The following is a 21,178-nucleotide window of genomic DNA, read 5'->3' on the forward strand; positions in this document are numbered from 1 at the left end:
GCCGGATTATGTCATTTATCGCCGAAAATCAGCTTTCAGAAGAAGCCACGACGCTGCCACCAGCCAGCCTTTTTCGGCTTGCCTTCGCCCTCGGCTTCCGCACCCTCGGTGCGGGTGGAGGTGACCGTCGGTTCGGAGGACGAGATATTGGAGCCGCGGTTGGCGCGAACAGGCTTTGCCTCTTCCTGTGCCGGCGTCGCTAGATCCGCAGAAGCTTCCGCTGCTTCCGGCTCTGCCTCGACGACGAGCGCCTCAGTGACGGGCACTTCAACAACGGGCTCTTCGACGGGCGAGGGTGCTGCGGCCTTGCGACGACCACGGCCGCGGGCCGGTTTGACCTCCTCGGCTACGCTTTCGCTGCCTTCGATCGCAGCCATCGCAGACTGGCTCTCGACGGTTTCTGCCGCGATGACTTCGATCACGTCTGCTTCCGTTTCGGGCGCTTCACCGCCGGCGCTATCATCGCCTTCATCCGCCTCACCGTCTTCTGCAGCTGCACTGGTCTCAGCGCCTTCGTCACCACGATTGCGGCGACCGCCACGCTTGCCGCGACGGCGGCGCTTGCGGCGCTGGGAGTCTTCGCTGTCGGCGCGGGCCTCGGCCGGTGCCTCGGCGGTGTCGCTGTCGCCCTCGCTGCCTTCGTCCTCGCCCTCATCGCCATCGTCAGCCTCGCCGGAGACTGCGTCGACAGCAACCTGCTGCTCACCATTGCCGTTGCGGCCACGGCGGCGGCGGCGGCGCTTGCGCTTGCGACCACCTTCGCCTTCGCTCTCTGCGCGGGCGGCCGGACGCTCGGCGGCAACAGGCTTTTCTTCGAGCTCTTCGTCCTCCTCCTCGTCATGCTCGATGAGGACATCGTCATCATCGTCGTCGGGGATGGCGGCGAAGTTGAAGAGGCTTTCGATCTTGACCGGATTTTCGACCGGCTCGCCGCGATCGATCGCGAAGTGCTGAGCACCCACCGAGCCGTCCGCATCGATGATGATCGCCACACCGAAGCGGGCTTCATAATCGACGATCGTCTGACGCTTATGGTTGAGCAGATAGAGCGCGATATCGGGCGTCGTGCGCACGGTGATATTGTGCGTCGTGTTCTTAAGCAGATATTCCTCGATGCCGCGCAGCACATGCAGAGCGACCGAGGACTGCGAACGGACATGGCCGGTGCCGCCGCAATGCGAGCAGACCTGCGTCGTCGATTCGAGAACGGAAGCGCGGATGCGCTGGCGCGACATTTCCAGAAGGCCGAAATGTGAGATGCGGCCGACCTGGATGCGGGCGCGGTCGTTCTTCAGGCATTCCTTCAGCTTCTTCTCGACAGCGCGGTTGTTGCGCTTTTCTTCCATGTCGATGAAGTCGATGACGATAAGCCCGGCAAGGTCCCGAAGGCGAAGCTGACGGGCGACTTCGTCTGCAGCCTCGAGGTTTGTCTGGAGAGCCGTGTCCTCGATCGAGTGCTCGCGGGTCGAGCGGCCGGAATTGACGTCGATCGAAACCAGCGCCTCCGTCTGATTCATGATCAGATAGCCGCCGGATTTCAGCGTTACCTGCGGCTGCAGCATGCGATCGAGCTGCGCCTCGATGCCGGAGCGAGAGAAGATCGGATGGATGTCGCGATAGGGCTGGACCACCTTGGCATGGCTCGGCATCAGCATCTTCATGAAGTCTTTCGCTTCACGATAGCCTTCTTCGCCGGAGACGATGATCTCGCCGATATCCTTGTTGTAGAGGTCGCGGATCGAACGCTTGATGAGCGAGCCTTCCTCGTAGACGAGGCAGGGTGCCGTCGAGGCGAGCGTCAGCGTGCGGACGTTCTCCCACAGGCGCATCAGATACTCGAAGTCGCGCTTGACCTCGACCTTGGTGCGGTTCGCACCGGCCGTGCGCAGGATCACGCCCATGCCCTGCGGCACCTCGAGCATGCGGGCGATTTCTTTCAGCCGCTTGCGGTCCTGCGGGTTGGTGATCTTGCGGGAAATGCCGCCGCCGCGCGCCGTGTTCGGCATCAGAACCGAATAGCGGCCTGCGAGCGAAAGATAGGTGGTGAGAGCAGCGCCCTTGTTGCCGCGTTCTTCCTTGGCGACCTGCACCAGCAGGATCTGGCGGCGCTTGATGACCTCCTGGATGCGGTACTGCTTGCGCGGCTTGCGCTGCACGCGGTCCGGGACCTCTTCCATCGCGTCTTCGGCGCCGACCGATTCGATGACTTCCTCTTCGCCATGGTCGTCGTCATCGTCGTCGTCATCCTGACGGCGCTTAGAAACGTCGACATCCTCGGAGATGGTATCGGTTTCGACCATCGCGGCCATCTCGCCGCCCGTCGAACCTTCGTCATCGTTGTCTGCGACCGATGCTTCCGGCGCCGCCGCTTCTTCAGCAACCGGCTCGGCTGCCTTCTTGCGGCTGCGGCGGGCGCGAGGCTTCTTGGCCGGGGCTTCTTCAGCGACGGGCGCAGCCTCTTCGGTGTGTGCTGCTACATCTTCCGCAGCAGATGCCTCGGGCTGTTCGACCGGAACGATGCCGATATCGGGCTGTTCCTGTGTCGAGAGATCGACGACCGGAGCGGTCTCTACATGCTCGACATCCTCGTCGCGGCGATGCTCCTCGGCTTCGGCGCGAAGCAGGGCCTGACGATCGGCAAGCGGGATCTGGTAATAATCGGGATGGATTTCGGCAAAGGCCAGGAAGCCGTGCCGGTTGCCGCCATAATCGACGAAAGCGGCCTGCAGCGAGGGCTCGACCCTCGTTACTTTTGCAAGATAGATGTTGCCGCGAATCTGCTTCTTGTGCTGCGATTCGAAGTCAAATTCTTCTATGCGGTTCCCGCGAACGACAACGACGCGCGTCTCTTCCTCGTGAGACGCATCGATAAGCATTTTGTCTGCCATGTAAGCTGAGCTCCTCGGCGAGGCCGCGAGAGCGCATTCCCGACTGCTATTGACACAGGAAGAATGCGGTCCGCCGTGGCCGCGCCGGATAATGAAAGTCGCGATTGGTGCGAGGGAGAGGGCAGCAGCCAGACCGCAGCCGGAACCGTTTTGTTCCGGGGGCTGTACACTTCAGATAAAACCTGCTGCGAAACCATCAACAACCAAGCGTGATCGACAATGACGAAGACCCGTTTCGGGTCCGATGAGTTTGCTCCCTGAGAGCGTGGTGGCTGATCCACCGATGAAATCCCAGCATGAGGCCGGAAAATCAGGATCCAGTTCTCGGGTAAAAATGCATTAGACGGCGGACGATTACCGGTTGTAGCGCCAGGTCCGGGGTCGGCTGGCTGCCTCGCGGCGACTCTATCCCGTCAACACTTTTACCCTAAAATTCGTTGTATGTTTTCTCTGTCACAATAGCAAGGGAAAAGCCAAATGTGCCATAATATTGATGGATTTCGTATCGCATAAACTTGTCGGGGATAGGCGATCCCGATTCGCGGGTCGGTGCGCTCGCTCGCCTCTAGCGGGCGTTCGCAGGGACGATGTAAGGTCCATCGCAGGAATAAATAGGGTGTGGCGGGCTATTGTTTAAGAGGTTTCGAATCGCGGCGGAGTTGTCGGCAGGGCGAAAACTGGGGTTTGCGGGGTGGCTTTTCGCCTTCGCATCGCTTTGCGCGGTTCCTGGCAGCGCAGCCGGTACAAAGAATTCCTTGCTGGCTTACGGAGCGCGTATAGTCGGCGATGAAGCGAGAACCCGCATCGTCATCGATTTCGACCGTGAGCCTCGTTTTTCCGTCCACTACATCGCCAATCCCGAGCGCATCGTTGTCGACCTGCCCGCAACCGCTTTCGGCTTTCCCGCCAAAGACCTGGAGGCGCGCGGCCTCTTCAAGGACATCCGTTATGGCGCCATGGATGAAGGAAGCGCCCGCATCGTGTTGACGGCGGCGCGCCCTGTCCAGCTCGCCCTTGCCAAGGTGCAGACGGATGAGAGCGGCAATGGCCACCGGCTGGTGCTCGATGCCGAGATGATCGACAAGCAGAAGTTCGCCGAATTGGTGAAGACCCAGTCCTGGAACGACCAGTCCGGCGCGGCTGAGACGACGAGCGCCATTCCCCAGCCGGAAAAGGCAGCACCCGGGGATTTCGTCATTGCCGTCGATGCCGGCCACGGCGGTATCGACACGGGGGCCATCGGCGTCGATACGAAGACCGAGGAAAAACTGGTGACGCTCGCCTTCGCCAAGGCGCTGGCCGATCGCCTGAACAAGGAGCCGGGCATCAAGGCTTTCCTGACGCGCGACGATGACGAATTCCTGTCTTTGTCGCAGCGTGTGCTGATCGCCCGGCAGAACCATGCTGGGCTCTTAATTTCCCTGCACGCAGATACGCTGAAGCAGAAAGATATACGCGGCGCGACGGTCTATACGATTTCCGACAAGGCCTCGGACAAGCTCGCCGCCGATCTCGCAGAACGCGAAAACCTTTCGGACCAGATTGCCGGCAAGGAGACGGTAACCGAGCCGCCTGAAGTCGCAGATATCCTTCTCGACCTGACGCGGCGTGAGACGCAGGCGTTCTCGATCTCGCTTGCCGAAAGCGTACTCGCATCCTTCAAAGATCAAATCGGCACGATCAATAACCCGCATCGCCACGCCGGTTTTCGCGTATTGCAGGCGCCGGACGTTCCGTCGATCCTGCTCGAACTCGGGTTCCTCTCCAATGTCGAGGACGAAAAGCGTCTGCTTGATGATGCTTGGCGGTTGAAGATGGCTGATCTCTTGACCGATGCGGTGAAGCATTATCGCGCGAGTGTAATGGCGAACGGCGGTTAGGCTCTGCGTCTCCAGGGCGTTGCCCGGAAGTGACACCTCGGCCGAAACCCGCGTCCCTGCCCAAAGGGAGGCGAAAGTGGCAGACCAGGCCCTATTTTGCTCACATTCGCGCCGTTACTCCGCTCTATAAGTTTCGCGTAAGTGAGACGAAATCGGCTTGTAGCGCCCACGCGCATGGAGTAAGCCGCGCAGCGTGCAAAGAGACATGATCTGTGCGATTGTGCGGCTGCGCCGATCTAATGATTAGAAATACCGGTAGCTGAAAAATATGGTTAGACTTCTTGGATATTTCTTCGGGATAGCCTGCGTCCTGTTCCTGGGTGCTGCGGCTGTTATTGCCGTCTATCTTGCTAATGTCGCGAAGGATCTTCCTGACTATGCGGTGCTCAACAGCTATGCGCCCCCAGTTACCACCCGCGTTCACGCAGGTAACGGTGCGCTCATGGCCGAATACGCCAAGGAGAAGCGCCTTTTCCTGCCGATCCAGGCCATCCCGGACCGCGTCAAGGCTGCCTTCCTTTCGGCCGAAGACAAGAATTTTTACAACCATCCCGGCGTCGATCTCACCGGTCTTGGCCGTGCCATCCTCGTCAATCTTCAGAATTTCGGCTCCGGACGCCGGCCGGTCGGTGCATCCACGATTACCCAGCAGGTGGCGAAGAATTTTCTTCTGACCTCCGACCAGACGATTGACCGCAAGATCAAGGAAGCGATCCTGTCCTTCCGCATTGAACAGGCCTACAGCAAGGACAAGATTCTCGAGCTTTACCTCAATGAGATCTTTTTCGGCCTGAACTCCTACGGTATCGGCAGTGCCTCGCTCACTTATTTCAACAAGTCGGTCACTGAGCTGACGGTCGCCGAATCCGCCTATCTCGCATCGCTGCCGAAAGGCCCGGCCAACTACCATCCCTTTCGTCATCCGGAGGCTGCGCTCGAGCGCCGCAACTGGGTTATCGACCGCATGGTCGAGAACGGTTATGTGAGCCAGAGCGACGGCGAGGATGCCAAGAAGCAGCCGCTCGGCGTCACCGCCCGCAACAGCGGACCGTCTCTTTTCGCGTCTGATTATTTCGCCGAGGCCGTCCGCCGCCAGCTTATCGATCAGTATGGCGAGAAATCGCTTTATGAAGGCGGCCTTTCGGTGCGCACTTCGCTCGATCCGCAGATGCAGCTCTTTGCGCGGAAGGCACTGCAGGATGGCCTGACCAATTACGACGAGCGTCGTGGTTTCCACGGCCCGATCAAGCAGATCAGCACGTCTGGCGACTGGGGTCCGGCGCTCGCCGAAGTACCCGCTCTTTCCGACGTGCCGGAATGGCGACTGGCGGTCGTGCTCGCCGTTTCTAATGACAGCGTCGACATCGGCCTGCAGCCACCCAAGGATGGAGGCGGCAAAGTCGCAGCCGAACGCGAGCGCGGTTCGATTGCAGCCAAGGATATGCAGTGGGCATTCCGCTCCGCCGCCGGCGACCGCAAGACGACGAAGTCGCCGGTCGGCGCCCTCTCGGCAGGGGATGTCGTTTACGTCGAGCGCCTCGGCGGCGACAATTCGACCTCCTACCGCCTGCGCCAGCCGCCGAAGGTACAGGGTGGTCTCGTCGCCATGGACCCGAAGACCGGCCGCGTTCTCGCCATGGTCGGCGGCTTCTCCTATGCCCAGTCGGAATTCAACCGCGCCACGCAGGCCATGCGCCAGCCAGGCTCCTCCTTCAAGCCCTTCGTTTATGCCGCCGCCATGGATAACGGGTACACGCCCGCCTCCGTCATCATGGATGCCCCGATCGAAATCGTTTCGGGCGGTCAGGTCTGGAGGCCGGAAAACTACGGCGGCGAAGTCAGCGGTCCCTCGACGCTACGCTCCGGTATCGAAAATTCGCGCAACCTTATGACAGTGCGCCTCGCCAATGACCTCGGTATGAATATCGTTGCCGAATATGCCGAGCGCTTCGGCATTTATGACAAGATGCCGCCGCTGCTCGCCATGTCGCTCGGCTCGGGCGAAACAACGGTGCTGCGCATGGTTTCGGCTTACTCGGTCATCGCCAATGGCGGCAAGCAGATCAAGCCGACGCTGATCGACCGCATCCAGGACCGTTACGGCAAGACGATCTTCAGGCATGAAGAGCGTCTCTGCGAAGGCTGCAACGCTGGCGACTGGCAGAACCAGGAAGAACCCAACATCGTCGATAACCGCGAACAGGTTCTCGATCCGATGACCTCCTACCAGATCACCTCTATGATGCAGGGCGTCATCCAACGTGGTACGGCTGCCGGTAAGGTCGATCTCTCGGGCCGCGATGTTGCCGGCAAGACGGGTACGACCAACGATGAGAAGGACGCCTGGTTCGTCGGCTTCACGCCCGATCTGGTTGCGGGCCTTTACCTGGGCTTCGATACGCCGGCACCGCTTGGCCGCGGCGGTACGGGTGGCGTTCTCTCAGCGCCGATCTTCAATGAATTCATGCAGGCGGCCGTCAAGGACATGCCGGAATCCAAATTCGTGGTTCCGGCCGGCATGAATATGATCGCGATCAACCGCAAGACCGGCATGGCGGCTGTCGACGGCGAGCCGGGCACCATCATCGAGGCCTTCAAACCAGGCACCGGCCCGGCTGACAGCTTCTCTGTCATCGGCATGGACGGCACGATGGCGCCGGAAGAAATCCTGCGCACGTCGCCCCAGGCAAACCAGGCGGTCCAGACCAACACGCCCGGCCTGTTCTGATTGAGACGGATTTTCTTTGCGCCCGCCACGGCTCTTTACATCCGCGGCGGGCGTCTCTATGTCACGAGCCTTGCAGAATACCCCGGCACTCACAGAATACCGAAGCAAAGAAGCAGGAAAATGCGAGCGGAAATCCAGAACATAGTCGATGAAACCAAGCAGGCTATCACCCTGCTGAGGAGGCATCTTTGACTGGGATCAGGCGGTAAGACGACTGGACTGGTTGAACAACAAGGCAGAGGACCCCAACCTCTGGAATGATGCGCAGGAAGCCCAGAAGCTTATGCGCGAGCGCCAGCAGCTCGATGACGGCATCAACGGAGTCCGGGCACTGGAGCAGCAGCTTTCCGAGAATATCGAGCTTGTCGAACTCGGCGAGGAAGAAGGCGACGAGAGCATCGTTAAGGAAGCCGAAGACGCGCTGAAGAGCCTGAAGGCCGAGGCTGCCCGTCGGCAGGTCGAAGCCATGCTGTCGGGTGAGGCGGACGGCAACGACACCTATCTCGAAGTCCATTCCGGTGCCGGCGGTACGGAAAGCCAGGACTGGGCGAACATGCTTCTGCGCATGTACACCCGCTGGGCCGAGCGCCAGCGCTTCAAGGTCGAGCTTCTGGAAGTCCATGACGGGGAAGAAGCCGGCATCAAGTCCGCGACCCTGCTGATCAAGGGCCACAATGCTTATGGCTGGCTGAAGACGGAATCGGGCGTGCACCGGCTCGTGCGCATCTCGCCCTATGACAGCAATGCGCGCCGCCATACGTCCTTCTCGTCGATCTGGGTCTATCCGGTCGTTGACGACTCGATCAACATCGAGATCAACGAAAGCGATTGCCGCATCGATACCTACCGTTCGTCGGGCGCCGGCGGCCAGCACGTCAACACGACGGACTCGGCCGTGCGCATCACCCACATTCCGACCGGTATCGTCGTCGCCTGCCAGCAGGAGCGCTCGCAGCACAAGAACCGCGCCAAGGCGTGGGAAATGTTGCGTGCCCGCATGTATGAAGCCGAGTTGAAGAAACGCGAGGAGGCCGCTAACGCCGAAGCCGCTTCCAAGACGGATATCGGCTGGGGTCACCAGATCCGCTCCTACGTTCTGCAGCCCTACCAACTCGTGAAGGACCTGCGTACCGGCGTCGCGAGCACTGCTCCCGATGACGTACTCGATGGTGACCTGAACGAGTTCATGGAAGCGGCACTTGCTCACCGCATCAGTGGCGCAGCCGATGCTGTCGTCGACGACGTCGATTAAGCGGCAAGGACAGATTGAGATAGAAAGCCCTGGAAACGGGGCTTTTTCTTTTCAAACGCCCGCCGGAATGTCTATTCCGTAAAAGAATGCTCCCGATAGCTCGGCGATCTCATCGTGGACAGCCGCACGCTCGATGCCGGCAGGATCGGTGAAGAGGTGCTCCGCAAACGAAAGGCCCAACGGACTGCCCTCTGGCAGAAAGACATAGTGCCCAAGCCCGCCCGGAAGCATTCTGAAGGTGCTCCGATCAAGCCGCGCATGCAGCCATTTTGAACATTCTTCGACAGGGGCCGTGTCGTCGGCGTCGCCAACCAGAATGAGGGCGGGCCTATCGATCGCCTTCAGGCTCTCTTCGCTGAAGCCACGCACCGATCTTCCCGGCGCGCAGACCAGCGCAGCCTTGATCCTGTCGTCGCGATAGGATTGCGACATCCGCGACCATGAATCGCGAAATGCCGTGCTGGTGCGAAGCAGCGACGGAATATGATCGGCAAGGTCGGGAAATTCCCTTGGGCCGCGCGGCCCTCCAGGCTTCAACCTGGATTGCTCGAACTGCGAAAATTGCGCGACCGCGCCAAGAAGCAGCATCACCGTATAGGCTCCTGCTGAAAATCCGGCGGCAAATATGCTCCGGGTATCCATATGCCCGGCAAGATCACCTTGCCAGTCTTTTCGGTAATCGAGCGTGAGGCTCAGATCGGACGCTCGCTCCCAGAGGCAGGCAAAGCCCTCGGCGTGATAGGCTTCGCCGCCGGTATTGCCGTGGTGGTTGACGCCAAGCGCGATAAATCCACGATTGACCAGGCGGCGGGCGAGCCATTCCAGCCCTGCAGCCGAGCCGCCGGTGCCGTGCGACAGCAGGACCAGCGGGTAGGGCCTCGTCGCCGGCTGAACGGGTGCGTCGCAGGCGACCGCGGCCCTTCGGAACCAGCTTCGTCCCGGGATTTCGGTTTCGATCGATCCCTCGGCTGCCGGATACCAGAGAGACCAGCGGACAGGTCTTGGGCCGGTCTCGTTCCAGTCCGGCCGCGTCTCGTCGTGGAGAACGCCTTCGCGAAAGCCGAGTTTCATGGCTTAGCTCCAATGAATGGACCTGCGACGCTCAGTTGGTCGCCTTCTCCACGGTAATGTCCCCGAGTTCGTCGATCAGCACCGTCCAGCCATCGGATTCGGCTGCTGGATCGGACTTCAGATAGACCGTGGCAAAAAGGCCCGGTTCCTTGATGAGGCCGCTCGAATTTTCAGGTCTGATGTCGGTGACATAGGGTTTGAGGTCGCTGATTTCCTGGAGTTCGACCGTCGAGATGATCGCAGGACCGGCATCGCTCTGCGCGATCTGCTGCAGAAAGACCTTGGAGGTCTTGTCCGGCTGGCGGACAGCGAAAAGCTTGTAATAGCCGTGCCGCTGCTCTTGCTTGGCATTCCCCTTGCTTACATTTTGGGTGCCGACGCTCTGCATGGTTGTCGGGGCGCGCTCGACCGGCAGCGAATTGCCATCGTCTTCCCAATAGCCGGTGCTGGTCGCGAAGATGATCGAAGCCGGCAGAATATCCTCATGCACGGTCTGAGCTTCGGCGGCGATCGCCAACCCCGAAACAAGGAGGCCCGTCATAAATGCTTGCCGCATCGCCGTCATCTCAATCCTCGAATTGTTCTGCCAGAATCCTGTCTGACCAGGAGCGGTCAGGATCGGAAAGGATGCGTGCGGTCATGTCCTCGGACTGGGCGATGCGTACATGCAGTATGGATTTGATCTCCGTATTGTCGGCAACCGCATTCACCGGCCGTTTCTCGGCTTCCAATATATGAATGTCCACCGTGACCCGGTTGGGAAGCAGCGCTCCGCGCCAGCGCCGGGGGCGGAAGGCGCTGACCGGCGTCATGGCGAGCAGGGGGGCGTCAAGCGGCAGGATCGGACCGTGGGCCGAAAGATTGTAGGCGGTCGAGCCTGCAGGCGTTGCCACCATGAGGCCGTCGCAGATCAGCTCCTCCAGCCGTACGTGGCCGTCGATCTCTACCCTCAGTTTCGCTGCCTGATAGGACTGGCGGAAAAGATAGACTTCGTTGATTGCAAGCGCGGACGACTTGCTGCCGTCGGCATTGGATGTCGTCATTTTCAGCGGATGAAAGGCATTCTCGACAGCGGCGCAGATGCGGTCATGCAGGTCTGCGGTTTTGTAATCGTTCATCAGAAAGCCGACCGAGCCACAATTCATACCGTAGACGAGCTTGCCGCTGTTCATCGTGCTGTGCAGCGTCTGAAGCATGAAGCCGTCGCCGCCGAGTGCGACGATGACATCAGCCTGGTTTGCGGGCACGTCGCCGTAAAGGCGAATCAATTCGTCTCGCGCGGCGAGTGCTTCCGTGGTCGGCGAGGCGATGAAAGAAAGCGTCTGAAATGAACGGCCCATACAATGCCCTTTGTTATGCTGCTCTAGGTAAAGGATAAAGGGCTCGTACGACAAGACGTTTTGCATTGCGGGTCAAGTTCGGTGATCTTATCGCCCAGACAGATCGGCCGGTGATTTCGATGATGAACACGTCCACATGAGTCCAGCGGGCTTTCCCAACCGCGGCGTTGATCGAGAACCCGCTGTGGATAGCTTCGCAGGGCTGCCGGAAATGGCAAATTTTCTTTACAAAAGATCAGAATCTGCTACTTCGCAGCCATTGCCCTTGTAGCTCAGTTGGTAGAGCACCTGATTTGTAATCAGGGGGTCGCGGGTTCGAACCCTGCCGGGGGCACCAGATTTTCTCAGCCGTTCCATCAGATGAACAGAGACTGAAGGGTCGCTTCAGCGGCGATTCAGGAGCATCAGGCCATCCTCGCTTCATCAGAAACGAGGAAGTGAGCCATGAGGATCTCCAGCCTTCTCCTAGCAGCCGCCCTTTCGGCCGGTACTTTGTTTTCCGCCGTTGCTCCGGCTGCCGCCATCCCTCTCGACCGTCCGGCAGCCCCGCTGCAGAGCGATGTGGTCCAGGTTCGCGGCGGTGATCGAGATTGGGGCGACCGAGACCGGGACGACCGCGATTGGGGTGATCGCCGTGACTGGCGCGAGCGCCGCGAATGGCGTGAACGTCGCTATTGGGGTCCGGCCTGGGGCTATGAACGCCGCTGGAGCCCGTGGCGTGAAGAGCGTTGGCGCGAGCGTCATTATTGGCGTCGCCATCATGACGGACCCTATTGGCTCTACCGGAGCTGATCGCTCACCGAGGCAAGCTGTTTTCCAACTCTTCATAAAAACCCGCCGCAACCTTCGAGTTTGCGGCGGGATTTTTATCTGGCATTCACACACTTCAAATTTTATCGACTGACTACCAGTCAATAACTTAAGATATTATATTGTCAGTTGTCGCGACGGAGTTCGGCATGTCTGCAAAAGCACTCCTGACCTCTCTCTTTTACGAGCAACATCCTCATCGATAATCTCCAGCAATTGCTTGCAGCAGGAAGCCGTGAGCGAGCCTGGTCACTGCGGGATCCCGCATTACCGCCATATTCCTGTTCAACGCTCTGCGCGGTGTCGTAAATCGGAATGCCATCGGCGACGATAGTGCCGAGCGAACAGAACTGCTCCGCAATATCGAGGAAAGTGTTCTGCGCCTCTTCCGGTGAGGCGATTTGCAGTCACTTCCGTGCGAGCTCGTTCACGCTCGATCGGCTATTGCACGGATGGAGGTGGATTTGATGGCGTCGTCGACGGTGCCAGGGGATCCGGCTGGCGGATCGGGTGAGACTTGTCCACCCAGGTGATGCTCAAAATGACCATGACCAGGACCGCGATGAACAGCACGCCGAAGATCAGCGGTCGAAATGCCATAATGCGGATTTCCTTTTGCCTGCGCCCCAAAGGTGAATGCATTGCCGATGATAGTGACCGGCAAGCTCTCTCCAAGTTGGAATATGGACCAGGGGCGAGGGGGGTCAACCGCGATTGCGGTCATCATTCCCTCTCTCCGCGACATATCAATAGTGATCTGCCGGCTGTGGCCTACGCCTTCAGGTGCAGCCCTGCTGCATAAAGGGCAATCGCCGCAGCATTCGATACGTTCAACGATTTGATGGCGCCGGGCATATCGAGCCGAGCGAGCGCGCTGACGGTCTCCCGCGTCTTCTGACGCAGGCCTTTGCCTTCGGAGCCGAGCACCAGCGCGATTCGACCGCCTGAGAACGTGCCCTCCAGCGGCGCCGGTCCCTCCGAATCGAGCCCGATCGTGAAGAAGCCGAGCTTGTGCAATTCGCCGAGCGCATCCGAGAGATTGGTGATCTGTATATAAGGTATGAGTTCCAACGCGCCGGAAGCCGATTTGGCAAGCACGCCCGATTCGGTCGGGCTATGTCTCTGCGTTGTGATAACGGCGCCCGCATTGAAGGCGACGGCCGATCGCATGATGGCGCCGACATTGTGCGGATCGGTTACCTGGTCGAGCACGAGAAGCAAAGGGCTGTCCTTCAGTGCTTCCAGCCGTCGGACGGGCAGGGGGCGTGTCTCCAGCATCACGCCCTGATGGATCGCTTCGGGGCCGAGCACCTTGTCGATATCCTGCGGCGAAACCATTTCGACGGGAATGCCGATAGCATCAGGATCGATCTCCAATCGCGCAAGCGCGTTCTGCGTCACCGATAGCCTGATGTTCTTGCGCTCAGGATTTTCAAGCGCGGCACGAACGGTATGAAGGCCGTAGAGGAAGACCTGGTCGGGGGCGAGCGCCGGCGGCTTCCAATCGTCTCCGCCACGCTTGCGTTTCTGTGGCGCGGGTGCCGGGATTTCACCGCGTTCGCGTTTGGCGTCACGGTGCGCGCGCCTCAACGTTGCGTAATGCGTGTCCTTTGCGGACTTGTCGGTAACGGGCGTGCCGCCGGATTTCTTATCTTTGCTCATGCGGCTTTATAACGATGGCGCCTGTTGCCGCATAGGCTTTCTTTCATGTGCCGGCTTTCAACAGGCGATGAAATTTTTCCTGTCTTTTCCATTGTCATCGTGTTGACAGACTGAAATCGTCCGGTCATATACGCGGCGCAGACGACGGGGCGGCAACGCTTCAAGGTCTGACGAACTTGGTCTTTACGATCCGGACGATAACTGGAGAGATGCCCGAGTGGTTAAAGGGGACGGACTGTAAATCCGTTGGCTCAGCCTACGTTGGTTCAAATCCAACTCTCTCCACCATTCGTCATTGGATCGGACCAACCCCGCGGGTATAGCTCAATGGTAGAGCAGCAGCCTTCCAAGCTGAATACGCGGGTTCGATTCCCGCTACCCGCTCCACCTTTCTTGCCGTTCTTGACGAATCACTCTGGCTTTCAGAACTCGAAGACGAGATTCATGAAATTGCCGATGATCCAGTAGCCGAGCATCCCTATGGCGATACCGGCGATGAAGACCGAAGACTGACCCGTGTTCTTTTTGACGCTCGTATCATTATCGTCGTCGCGCGGATAACCGAATGCGCGATGGTCTTCGATGAATGCCGAATAGTGGTTGGTGTAGCTCTCCGATTGCATTGGGTCTCCCTCCGAATATTAGAGGGATATCATGCAAGTTTTCCTGTTTGGTGAAATCAATTAGTAAAATGTAATATAATGTTGTCGGCGGACGTTGCGTTGATGACATCGCCCAGCACCTGGGTCGCGACCGCAGAAATCGCAGTCGCGCCGGCATCAGCAAGGTCGGAAGCGGACTATCTTTCGATTCTGCCTGAGATTTCAGGTGTTTTGTGACAGATGCCGACGAATCATCTTGTGGGTTGCGAATTGTCTCCCATATGCGCTGACACGCCAAGAATGGCGTCTGCAATTAAGTCTTGCGCAATTTCGCCGAAAGCCTTAAACGGCGGCACTAAACCGGTTCGCCGGGGTCACCCATTTACGTCCACAGGAAGCATTCAAATGGCAAAGAGTAAGTTTGAGCGCAACAAGCCGCACGTCAACATCGGCACGATCGGCCACGTTGACCATGGCAAGACGTCTCTGACGGCAGCGATCACGAAGTACTTCGGTGAGTTCAAGGCGTATGACCAGATCGACGCTGCGCCGGAAGAAAAGGCGCGCGGCATCACCATTTCGACGGCTCACGTCGAGTATGAGACGCCGAACCGCCACTATGCGCACGTCGACTGCCCCGGCCACGCCGACTATGTGAAGAACATGATCACCGGTGCCGCGCAGATGGACGGCGCGATCCTGGTCTGCTCTGCTGCCGACGGCCCGATGCCGCAGACGCGCGAGCACATCCTGCTCGCCCGCCAGGTTGGCGTTCCGGCGATCGTCGTGTTCTTGAACAAGGTCGACCAGGTCGACGACGCCGAGCTTCTCGAGCTCGTCGAGCTTGAAGTTCGCGAACTTCTGTCGTCCTACGACTTCCCGGGCGACGACATCCCGGTCGTCAAGGGCTCGGCGCTTGCTGCGCTTGAAGATTCCGACAAGAAGATCGGCGAAGACGCGATCCGCGAGCTGATGGCTCAGGTCGACGCCTACATCCCGACGCCTGAGCGTCCGATCGACCAGCCGTTCCTGATGCCGATCGAAGACGTGTTCTCGATCTCGGGCCGTGGTACGGTTGTGACGGGCCGCGTCGAGCGCGGTATCGTCAAGGTTGGCGAAGAAGTCGAGATCGTCGGCATCCGTCCGACCTCGAAGACGACGGTGACCGGCGTTGAAATGTTCCGCAAGCTGCTCGACCAGGGCCAGGCTGGCGACAACATCGGCGCTCTGGTTCGCGGTGTGAACCGTGACGGCGTCGAGCGCGGCCAGATCCTGTGCAAGCCGGGCTCTGTCAAGCCGCACAAGAAGTTCAAGGCCGAAGCCTACATCCTGACGAAGGAAGAAGGCGGCCGTCATACGCCGTTCTTCACGAACTACCGTCCGCAGTTCTACTTCCGCACGACGGACGTGACCGGCATCGTCACGCTTCCGGAAGGCACGGAAATGGTTATGCCTGGCGACAACGTCACCGTTGACGTCGAGCTGATCGTTCCGATCGCGATGGAAGAAAAGCTTCGCTTCGCGATCCGCGAAGGCGGCCGCACCGTCGGTGCAGGCATCGTCGCTTCCATCATCGAGTAATCGGATTTATCCCCGATTTTAGGAAGGACCCCGCTGGAAACGGCGGGGTTTTTTCGTTTCTAATAGCCCTCCGGCCGTTCATGAGATGTTGTAAAAATATCGTTAAGATTGGCTCGTTCAGCATTTTATTCATCTCACGTTCAGAAAGCGTTTTGCGATCCGGACTTTTTGGTTCAGACTCTCCTCTATAGAAAGGAGAGTAGGATGATTCACAAAGCTACATTCGTTGCGACGATTTTCGCGATGTATGTTTTCACGATGTTTTTCATCGCTGCAATTCCGCAAGAAGTTGTTCAGGCAGCTGGCGTGCAGATCGACGAAGTAAGCATCGTCAAGTAATTGCGTAGCAAGCCGCCGGAGCGTCCGGCGGTGATTGTAAATGGCAGGGCAGGCGCTTCCAGTTGGAAGCCCCTGGCCGGAGTAGGTTTGAACCTGCTGGCGAGACGCTTGCTTGCTCTTCGCGCGGAAGAGTTTATCTATGCCTCCGATTTCATGACGCGGAGGACTTTCCATGAAAAAGCGCATTCTCTTCACCGGCGGTTCGGGCAAGGCGGGACGCCATGCTGTGCCATGGCTCGTCAACGCTGGTTATGAGGTCCACAACGTCGACCTCGTGCCCCTCGAAAGTCCTGGTGTCACCAATCTCATTGCGGATATCACCGACAGCGGACAGATGTTCAATGCGCTCTCCATGCATCGGGACTTTCCGGATATGGATGCAGGCAAAGGCGTGCAGCCGTTCGACGCCGTCGTGCATTTCGCCGCAGTGCCACGCATCCTGATCAAGCCAGATAACGAAACCTTCCGCATCAACACGATGGGCACCTATAATGTCATCGAGGCGGCGGTGAAGCTCGGCGTTAAAAAGATCATCGTCGCCTCGAGCGAGACGACCTATGGCGTCTGCTTCGCCGAAGGCCATCGCGATTTCCACCAGTTCCCGCTGGACGAGGACTATGATGTCAATCCGATGGATTCCTACGGCCTCTCCAAGGTCCTGAACGAGAAGACGGCCCGCGCTTTTGCCGAGCGTTCAGGCTTCGATATTTACGCCTTGCGCATCGGAAACGTCATCGAGCCGCACGAATACGAGAAGTTTCCGACCTATTTCGCCAGTCCGGAAATGCGCAAGCGCATCGCCTGGAGTTACATCGATGCGCGCGACCTCGGACAGATCGTCCACCGCTGCATTGAGAAGGACGGATTGGGCTTTCAAGTCTTCAATGCTGCCAATGACAGCGTCTCGGCCAATACGCCGTCGCGAGAGCTCGCCAAGCGATTCTACCCGAATGTGCCGTTCACCCGTGAGATCGGCGAATATGAGGGCCTGCTTTCCAACCGGAAGATTCGCGAGGTACTCGGCTTCAAGGAAGAGCACGACTGGCGCAAATACGTGAAAGTCTGAGATTCCGGCTGGAAAAATCTTGCGGTCGGGCGCACTTAATTTCGTGTCCGGCCGTCGGAAGCGTTGCTGTCGACCGCTTCTCCCGGTTGCCTGCGGAGGAATGGTTCTGAAAATCGAAAATCGCTCTTGCATATCCCGAGCCGCCGTCTTAAAGGGAGCGCCATGCTTTTCACCCGGCTCAAGACCGCAAGGTCAACAGGCTGAATGCAAAGTGTAAAGGGGTATAGCTCAGCTGGTAGAGCGGCGGTCTCCAAAACCGCAGGTCGGGGGTTCGAGCCCCTCTGCCCCTGCCATTTTCCTTGAACGGACAGCGCGATGTATCGCAGCTTTGGGCAAGGATTGAACACATGGCGACAAATTTCGTTAAACATCGCTTTGCCTCTTGTGTATTCGGAAATCGATGTTTATTTAGGGTTCAACAGACACGCGGTGCGTGGGGCTGATAGTTTCAGCTTTACGCGCCGTAATTGCGTGGGCAGTCGATGGCATCCAAATCCAATCCGTTTTCGTTTCTGCAGCAGGTTCGCACGGAGACGTCTAAAGTTACATGGCCGTCGCGCCGCGAGACGATGATCTCGACGGTCATGGTGCTGTTTATGGTTGTTTTTGCTGCGCTGTTTTTCTTTGCCGCTGACCAGCTCATTGGCTGGGCGCTGAGCTTCGTGCTCAATACCGGCAACTGATACGGGTGGAGATGAAAATGGCGGCACGTTGGTACATCGTCCACGCATATTCCAATTTTGAAAAGAAGGTGGCTGAAGACATCGAGAACAAGGCTCGCCAGAAGGGGCTTGAGCACCTGTTCGAGAAGATTCTCGTGCCGACCGAAAAGGTGGTCGAAGTACGTCGCGGCCGCAAGGTCGATTCTGAGCGCAAGTTCTTCCCGGGCTATGTCATGGTTCGCGCCAACCTGACGGACGAGGCCTATCACCTGATCAAGAATACGCCGAAGGTTACTGGCTTTCTCGGCTCGGACAACAAGCCTGTTCCGATTCCGGATTCTGAAGCCGAGCGCATCCTCGGTCAGGTTCAGGAAGGTGTCGAGCGGCCGAAGGCTTCCGTTACCTTCGAAATCGGTGAGCAGGTTCGCGTATCCGATGGTCCGTTCGCCTCGTTCAACGGTACGGTGCAGGATGTGGACGAAGAGCGTTCGCGCCTGAAGGTGGAAGTGTCGATTTTCGGCCGCGCGACCCCGGTCGAGCTGGAATACGCTCAGGTCGAGAAGGTCTGATTTTTGAGATCGAGGTTCGGTCGCTTGTGTCTGATCCTCGTGCGGCAAATGCCGCATCGCGTGGAAGGTGAGGGGTCTTAGCCGGGCCTCAAGGATCCGAACCACGCAACCGCAGCCGCCGGAGCGATCCGGCATCAGGGCCGGGTGACCGGCCTCCAGTGAAAGGCAGAGAGATATGGCTAAGAAAGTTGCAGGCCAGCTCAAGCTGCAGGTCAAGGCAGGATCGGCAAACCCGTCCCCGCCAATCGGCCCTGCACTTGGTCAGCGTGGCATTAACATTATGGAATTCTGCAAGTCGTTCAACGCGGCTACGCAGGAAATGGAAAAGGGTATGCCGATTCCGGTCGTCATCACCTATTACCAGGACAAGTCCTTCACCTTCGTCATGAAGCAGCCGCCGGTCAGCTACTTCCTGAAGAAGGAGGCCAAGATCCAGTCCGGTTCCAAAACCCCGGGCAAGGGCGCAAAGGCTGGTTCGCTCACCAAGGCTCAGATCAAGACGATCGCCGAAGCCAAGATGAAGGACCTGAACGCAGCAGATATCGAAGGTGCAATGGCGATGATCGAGGGCTCTGCCCGCGCCATGGGCCTGGAAGTGGTGGGTTAAGACCATGGCAGGCAAGCGCACTCAGAAGATCAACGAAGGTGTTGATCCGACCAAGCTCTACGCTCTGACGACCGCCATCGGCATGGTCAAGGAACGTGCCGTCGCCAAGTTCGACGAAACCGTAGAGATCTCGATGAACCTCGGTGTTGACCCGCGTCACGCAGACCAGATGGTCCGCGGCGTCGTCAACCTGCCGAACGGCACCGGCCGTACGGTTCGCGTTGCTGTTTTCGCCCGTGGCGCTAAGGCTGACGAAGCCAAGGCTGCAGGCGCAGACGTCGTTGGCGCAGAAGAACTCGTTGAAATCGTCCAGGGCGGCAAGATCGATTTCGATCGTTGCATCGCAACCCCGGACATGATGCCGCTCGTCGGCCGCCTGGGTAAGGTTCTCGGCCCGCGCGGCATGATGCCGAACCCGAAGGTTGGCACGGTTACGATGGATGTCGCTGGTGCCGTCAAGGCTTCCAAGGGCGGCGCTGTCGAGTTCCGCGTCGAGAAGGCTGGTATCGTTCACGCCGGCATCGGCAAGGCATCTTTCGATGCCAAGGCTCTGGAAGAAAACATCCGTGCCTTCGCTGACGCCGTCATCAAGGCAAAGCCGGCTGGCGCCAAAGGCAACTACGTCAAGCGCGTAGCGCTCTCCTCGACCATGGGTCCGGGCGTCAAGATCGAAGTCGGCTCGGTCACCGCAGCTCCGGCTGCTTAAGTTTCATCGGGCTCCGGCCCGATAGCAAGAATTCCGGCCTCGCAAGGGGCCGGGATATTCCGGAGAAATCCGGAATCCTGTCCGAGATTGCAGGTGGTTTTCCCTTAATCACTTGGCCTGCATGAGACGGGTAAGACCCGAATTGCATGAAGTTCTGCTTCTAGGAAATCGGTTCGAGCCTTGGATGCCTTGTGCCTTCCTTGCCTTAAGTGGCTCGGAGCGCGAGGGGACAGGATCCTCAAGCGTCGCTTGGGATCTCTTTTGATCCCGGGAGGCAAAGGCAACCCGGTGGGTCCGTTCTAACGGTCCCGCCAACTGGAGATAGGCAGTGGAAAGAGCGGAAAAGCGCGAATTCGTCACGGAACTGAACGATGTCTTCAAGGCATCGGGCTCGGTTGTCGTGGCCCACTATGCTGGTGCTACAGTCGCACAGATGAACGATTTTCGTTCGAAGATGCGCGCTGCTGGCGGCACCGTCAAAGTCGCGAAGAACCGCCTGGCCAAAATTGCCCTTCAGGGTACGGAAGCGGAAGGGATTTCGAATCTCTTCAAAGGTCAGACCCTCATTGCTTACAGCAATGATCCGATCACCGCTCCGAAGGTCGTCATGGATTTCGCCAAGACCAACGACAAGATCGTGGTTCTCGGCGGCGCCATGGGCACGACAACGCTGAACGCCGAAGGTGTGAAGTCGCTTGCGACCCTGCCTTCGCTGGACGAACTGCGTGCGAAGCTGCTGGGCATGATCCAGACTCCGGCTACCCGCATCGCAGGCGTTGTTGCAGCGCCGGCAAGTCAACTTGCTCGCGTGTTCTCGGCCTACGCCAAGAAGGACGAAGCCGCTTAAGGCGGTTTTTCGCTGTACATACTCAACAGTTCGAACCGAACAAAAGGAAACTAGAAAATGGCTGATCTCGCAAAGATCGTTGAAGACCTCTCCTCGCTGACCGTCCTGGAAGCCGCTGAGCTTTCCAAGCTGCTCGAAGAAAAGTGGGGCGTTTCCGCCGCTGCTCCGGTAGCTGTTGCTGCCGTTGCTGGTGGTGCAGGCGGTGCAGCTGCTCCGGCTGAAGAAGAAAAGACCGAGTTCGACGTCATCCTCACGGATGCCGGCGCAAACAAGATCAACGTCATCAAGGAAGTCCGCGCCATCACCGGTCTCGGCCTCAAGGAAGCCAAGGACCTCGTCGAAGGCGCTCCGAAGGCTGTCAAGGAAGGCGTTTCCAAGGCTGAAGCTGCTGACATCAAGAAGAAGCTTGAAGACGCTGGCGCAAAGGCCGACGTCAAGTAATCTTGAACTGCTTTTGGGAGGCGGTATTTGCCGTCTCCCATTTGCCGTTTTTTTGAACGAATTACCCAAAAGCCGCGTGAAAACGGCTTTTGGGTAATGGGTTCTTCAAGAGCATGGTCTCGAACCG

Annotated in this window: 20 protein-coding genes and 4 tRNA genes; 16 read left to right on the forward strand and 8 right to left on the reverse strand. The window is 58.7% G+C overall.

Features of this window, described 5'->3' with window-relative positions:
• Window positions 1-35 precede the first annotated feature (35 nt).
• A complete protein-coding gene (locus JNB85_RS12525; RefSeq protein ID WP_220334661.1) occupies window positions 36-2,888 on the reverse strand; it encodes an Rne/Rng family ribonuclease in 2,853 nt (950 codons plus the stop codon).
• A gap of 755 nt (window positions 2,889-3,643) precedes the next feature.
• Here JNB85_RS12525 and JNB85_RS12530 point away from each other — a divergent pair.
• From JNB85_RS12530 to prfB, 3 genes are all read left to right on the forward strand, one after another.
• Window positions 3,644-4,768 (forward strand): N-acetylmuramoyl-L-alanine amidase, encoded by a 1,125-nt coding sequence (locus JNB85_RS12530; RefSeq protein WP_420852267.1) that lies wholly within the window; start codon window positions 3,644-3,646, stop codon window positions 4,766-4,768.
• A 268-nt stretch (window positions 4,769-5,036) separates the two neighbouring features.
• Window positions 5,037-7,496, forward strand: a complete 2,460-nt coding sequence (locus JNB85_RS12535; RefSeq protein WP_220334663.1) for a penicillin-binding protein 1A — start codon at window positions 5,037-5,039, stop codon at window positions 7,494-7,496.
• Window positions 7,497-7,616: 120 nt separating this feature from the next.
• A protein-coding gene (gene prfB, locus JNB85_RS12540) for a peptide chain release factor 2 (RefSeq protein WP_220334664.1) occupies window positions 7,617-8,748 on the forward strand; the annotation gives its coding sequence in 2 pieces (ribosomal slippage) (window positions 7,617-7,685 and window positions 7,687-8,748; 1,131 coding nt in all).
• A 51-nt stretch (window positions 8,749-8,799) separates the two neighbouring features.
• Here prfB and JNB85_RS12545 read toward each other — a convergent pair.
• Genes JNB85_RS12545 through JNB85_RS12555 form a run of 3 tightly spaced genes read right to left on the reverse strand, consistent with a single transcriptional unit; the run spans window position 8,800 to window position 11,159 of the window.
• Window positions 8,800-9,819, reverse strand: a complete 1,020-nt coding sequence (locus JNB85_RS12545; RefSeq protein ID WP_220334665.1) for an alpha/beta hydrolase family protein — start codon at window positions 9,817-9,819, stop codon at window positions 8,800-8,802.
• Between the two features lie 31 nt (window positions 9,820-9,850).
• The gene (locus tag JNB85_RS12550) at window positions 9,851-10,360 is read right to left on the reverse strand and encodes a hypothetical protein (protein ID WP_223216487.1); all 510 of its coding nucleotides are present in this window, start codon (window positions 10,358-10,360) and stop codon (window positions 9,851-9,853) included.
• Between the two features lie 25 nt (window positions 10,361-10,385).
• Window positions 10,386-11,159: an NAD kinase gene (locus JNB85_RS12555; protein ID WP_220334667.1), complete on the reverse strand. Its 774-nt coding sequence runs from the start codon at window positions 11,157-11,159 to the stop codon at window positions 10,386-10,388.
• A gap of 261 nt (window positions 11,160-11,420) precedes the next feature.
• On the opposite strand from JNB85_RS12555, the gene JNB85_RS12560 reads away from it, so the two are divergent.
• A tRNA-Thr gene (locus JNB85_RS12560) sits at window positions 11,421-11,496 on the forward strand.
• Window positions 11,497-11,603: 107 nt separating this feature from the next.
• Window positions 11,604-11,951, forward strand: a complete 348-nt coding sequence (locus tag JNB85_RS12565; protein ID WP_220334668.1) for a hypothetical protein — start codon at window positions 11,604-11,606, stop codon at window positions 11,949-11,951.
• Between the two features lie 459 nt (window positions 11,952-12,410).
• Here JNB85_RS12565 and JNB85_RS12570 read toward each other — a convergent pair whose 3' ends face one another.
• Both JNB85_RS12570 and rlmB read right to left on the reverse strand, forming a co-directional pair.
• Window positions 12,411-12,569 carry a hypothetical protein gene (locus JNB85_RS12570; protein ID WP_007823983.1) on the reverse strand — a complete coding sequence of 53 codons (159 nt, stop codon included), beginning with the start codon at window positions 12,567-12,569 and terminating at the stop codon, window positions 12,411-12,413.
• Window positions 12,570-12,740: 171 nt separating this feature from the next.
• Window positions 12,741-13,631 (reverse strand): 23S rRNA (guanosine(2251)-2'-O)-methyltransferase RlmB, encoded by an 891-nt coding sequence (gene rlmB / locus JNB85_RS12575; RefSeq protein ID WP_220334669.1) that lies wholly within the window; start codon window positions 13,629-13,631, stop codon window positions 12,741-12,743.
• Window positions 13,632-13,834: 203 nt separating this feature from the next.
• On the opposite strand from rlmB, the gene JNB85_RS12580 reads away from it, so the two are divergent.
• Both JNB85_RS12580 and JNB85_RS12585 read left to right on the forward strand, forming a co-directional pair.
• A tRNA-Tyr gene (locus tag JNB85_RS12580) sits at window positions 13,835-13,919 on the forward strand.
• Between the two features lie 25 nt (window positions 13,920-13,944).
• Window positions 13,945-14,018, forward strand: a tRNA-Gly gene (locus tag JNB85_RS12585).
• Between the two features lie 35 nt (window positions 14,019-14,053).
• On the opposite strand, the gene JNB85_RS12590 is transcribed toward JNB85_RS12585, so the two are convergent.
• A complete protein-coding gene (locus JNB85_RS12590; RefSeq protein WP_220334670.1) occupies window positions 14,054-14,254 on the reverse strand; it encodes a hypothetical protein in 201 nt (66 codons plus the stop codon).
• Between the two features lie 384 nt (window positions 14,255-14,638).
• On the opposite strand from JNB85_RS12590, the gene tuf reads away from it, so the two are divergent.
• The gene (gene tuf, locus JNB85_RS12595) at window positions 14,639-15,814 is read left to right on the forward strand and encodes an elongation factor Tu (RefSeq protein WP_183743778.1); all 1,176 of its coding nucleotides are present in this window, start codon (window positions 14,639-14,641) and stop codon (window positions 15,812-15,814) included.
• Between the two features lie 129 nt (window positions 15,815-15,943).
• On the opposite strand, the gene JNB85_RS12600 is transcribed toward tuf, so the two are convergent.
• Window positions 15,944-16,339 carry a hypothetical protein gene (locus JNB85_RS12600; RefSeq protein WP_220334975.1) on the reverse strand — a complete coding sequence of 132 codons (396 nt, stop codon included), beginning with the start codon at window positions 16,337-16,339 and terminating at the stop codon, window positions 15,944-15,946.
• Here JNB85_RS12600 and JNB85_RS12605 point away from each other — a divergent pair.
• The 8 genes from JNB85_RS12605 (at window position 16,326) to rplL (ending at window position 21,051) form a co-directional block, all read left to right on the forward strand.
• Entirely contained in the window at window positions 16,326-17,219 is an 894-nt protein-coding gene (locus tag JNB85_RS12605) for an NAD-dependent epimerase/dehydratase family protein (protein WP_220334671.1), read from the forward strand. The genes JNB85_RS12600 and JNB85_RS12605 overlap by 14 nt on opposite strands.
• A gap of 217 nt (window positions 17,220-17,436) precedes the next feature.
• Window positions 17,437-17,512 (forward strand) — tRNA-Trp (locus tag JNB85_RS12610).
• Between the two features lie 189 nt (window positions 17,513-17,701).
• On the forward strand, window positions 17,702-17,902 hold the full coding sequence (secE, locus tag JNB85_RS12615; RefSeq protein WP_220334672.1) for a preprotein translocase subunit SecE: 201 nt from the start codon (window positions 17,702-17,704) through the stop codon (window positions 17,900-17,902).
• 17 nt (window positions 17,903-17,919) lie between these two features.
• Window positions 17,920-18,450 (forward strand): transcription termination/antitermination protein NusG, encoded by a 531-nt coding sequence (gene nusG, locus JNB85_RS12620; RefSeq protein ID WP_007817111.1) that lies wholly within the window; start codon window positions 17,920-17,922, stop codon window positions 18,448-18,450.
• A 175-nt stretch (window positions 18,451-18,625) separates the two neighbouring features.
• Complete coding sequence (gene rplK / locus JNB85_RS12625) at window positions 18,626-19,057, forward strand: 50S ribosomal protein L11 (RefSeq protein ID WP_037110089.1); 432 nt, start codon at window positions 18,626-18,628, stop codon at window positions 19,055-19,057.
• Between the two features lie 4 nt (window positions 19,058-19,061).
• On the forward strand, window positions 19,062-19,763 hold the full coding sequence (rplA, locus tag JNB85_RS12630; protein ID WP_220334673.1) for a 50S ribosomal protein L1: 702 nt from the start codon (window positions 19,062-19,064) through the stop codon (window positions 19,761-19,763).
• Window positions 19,764-20,091: 328 nt separating this feature from the next.
• Window positions 20,092-20,610: a 50S ribosomal protein L10 gene (gene rplJ / locus JNB85_RS12635; RefSeq protein WP_183730074.1), complete on the forward strand. Its 519-nt coding sequence runs from the start codon at window positions 20,092-20,094 to the stop codon at window positions 20,608-20,610.
• 57 nt (window positions 20,611-20,667) lie between these two features.
• Window positions 20,668-21,051 (forward strand): 50S ribosomal protein L7/L12, encoded by a 384-nt coding sequence (gene rplL, locus JNB85_RS12640; protein WP_004669074.1) that lies wholly within the window; start codon window positions 20,668-20,670, stop codon window positions 21,049-21,051.
• Window positions 21,052-21,178 lie beyond the last annotated feature (127 nt).

Origin of the sequence: Rhizobium mesosinicum, from assembly GCF_019511345.1 — a bacterium.
In the GTDB taxonomy this organism is placed as follows: Bacteria; Pseudomonadota; Alphaproteobacteria; order Rhizobiales; family Rhizobiaceae; genus Rhizobium; species Rhizobium mesosinicum.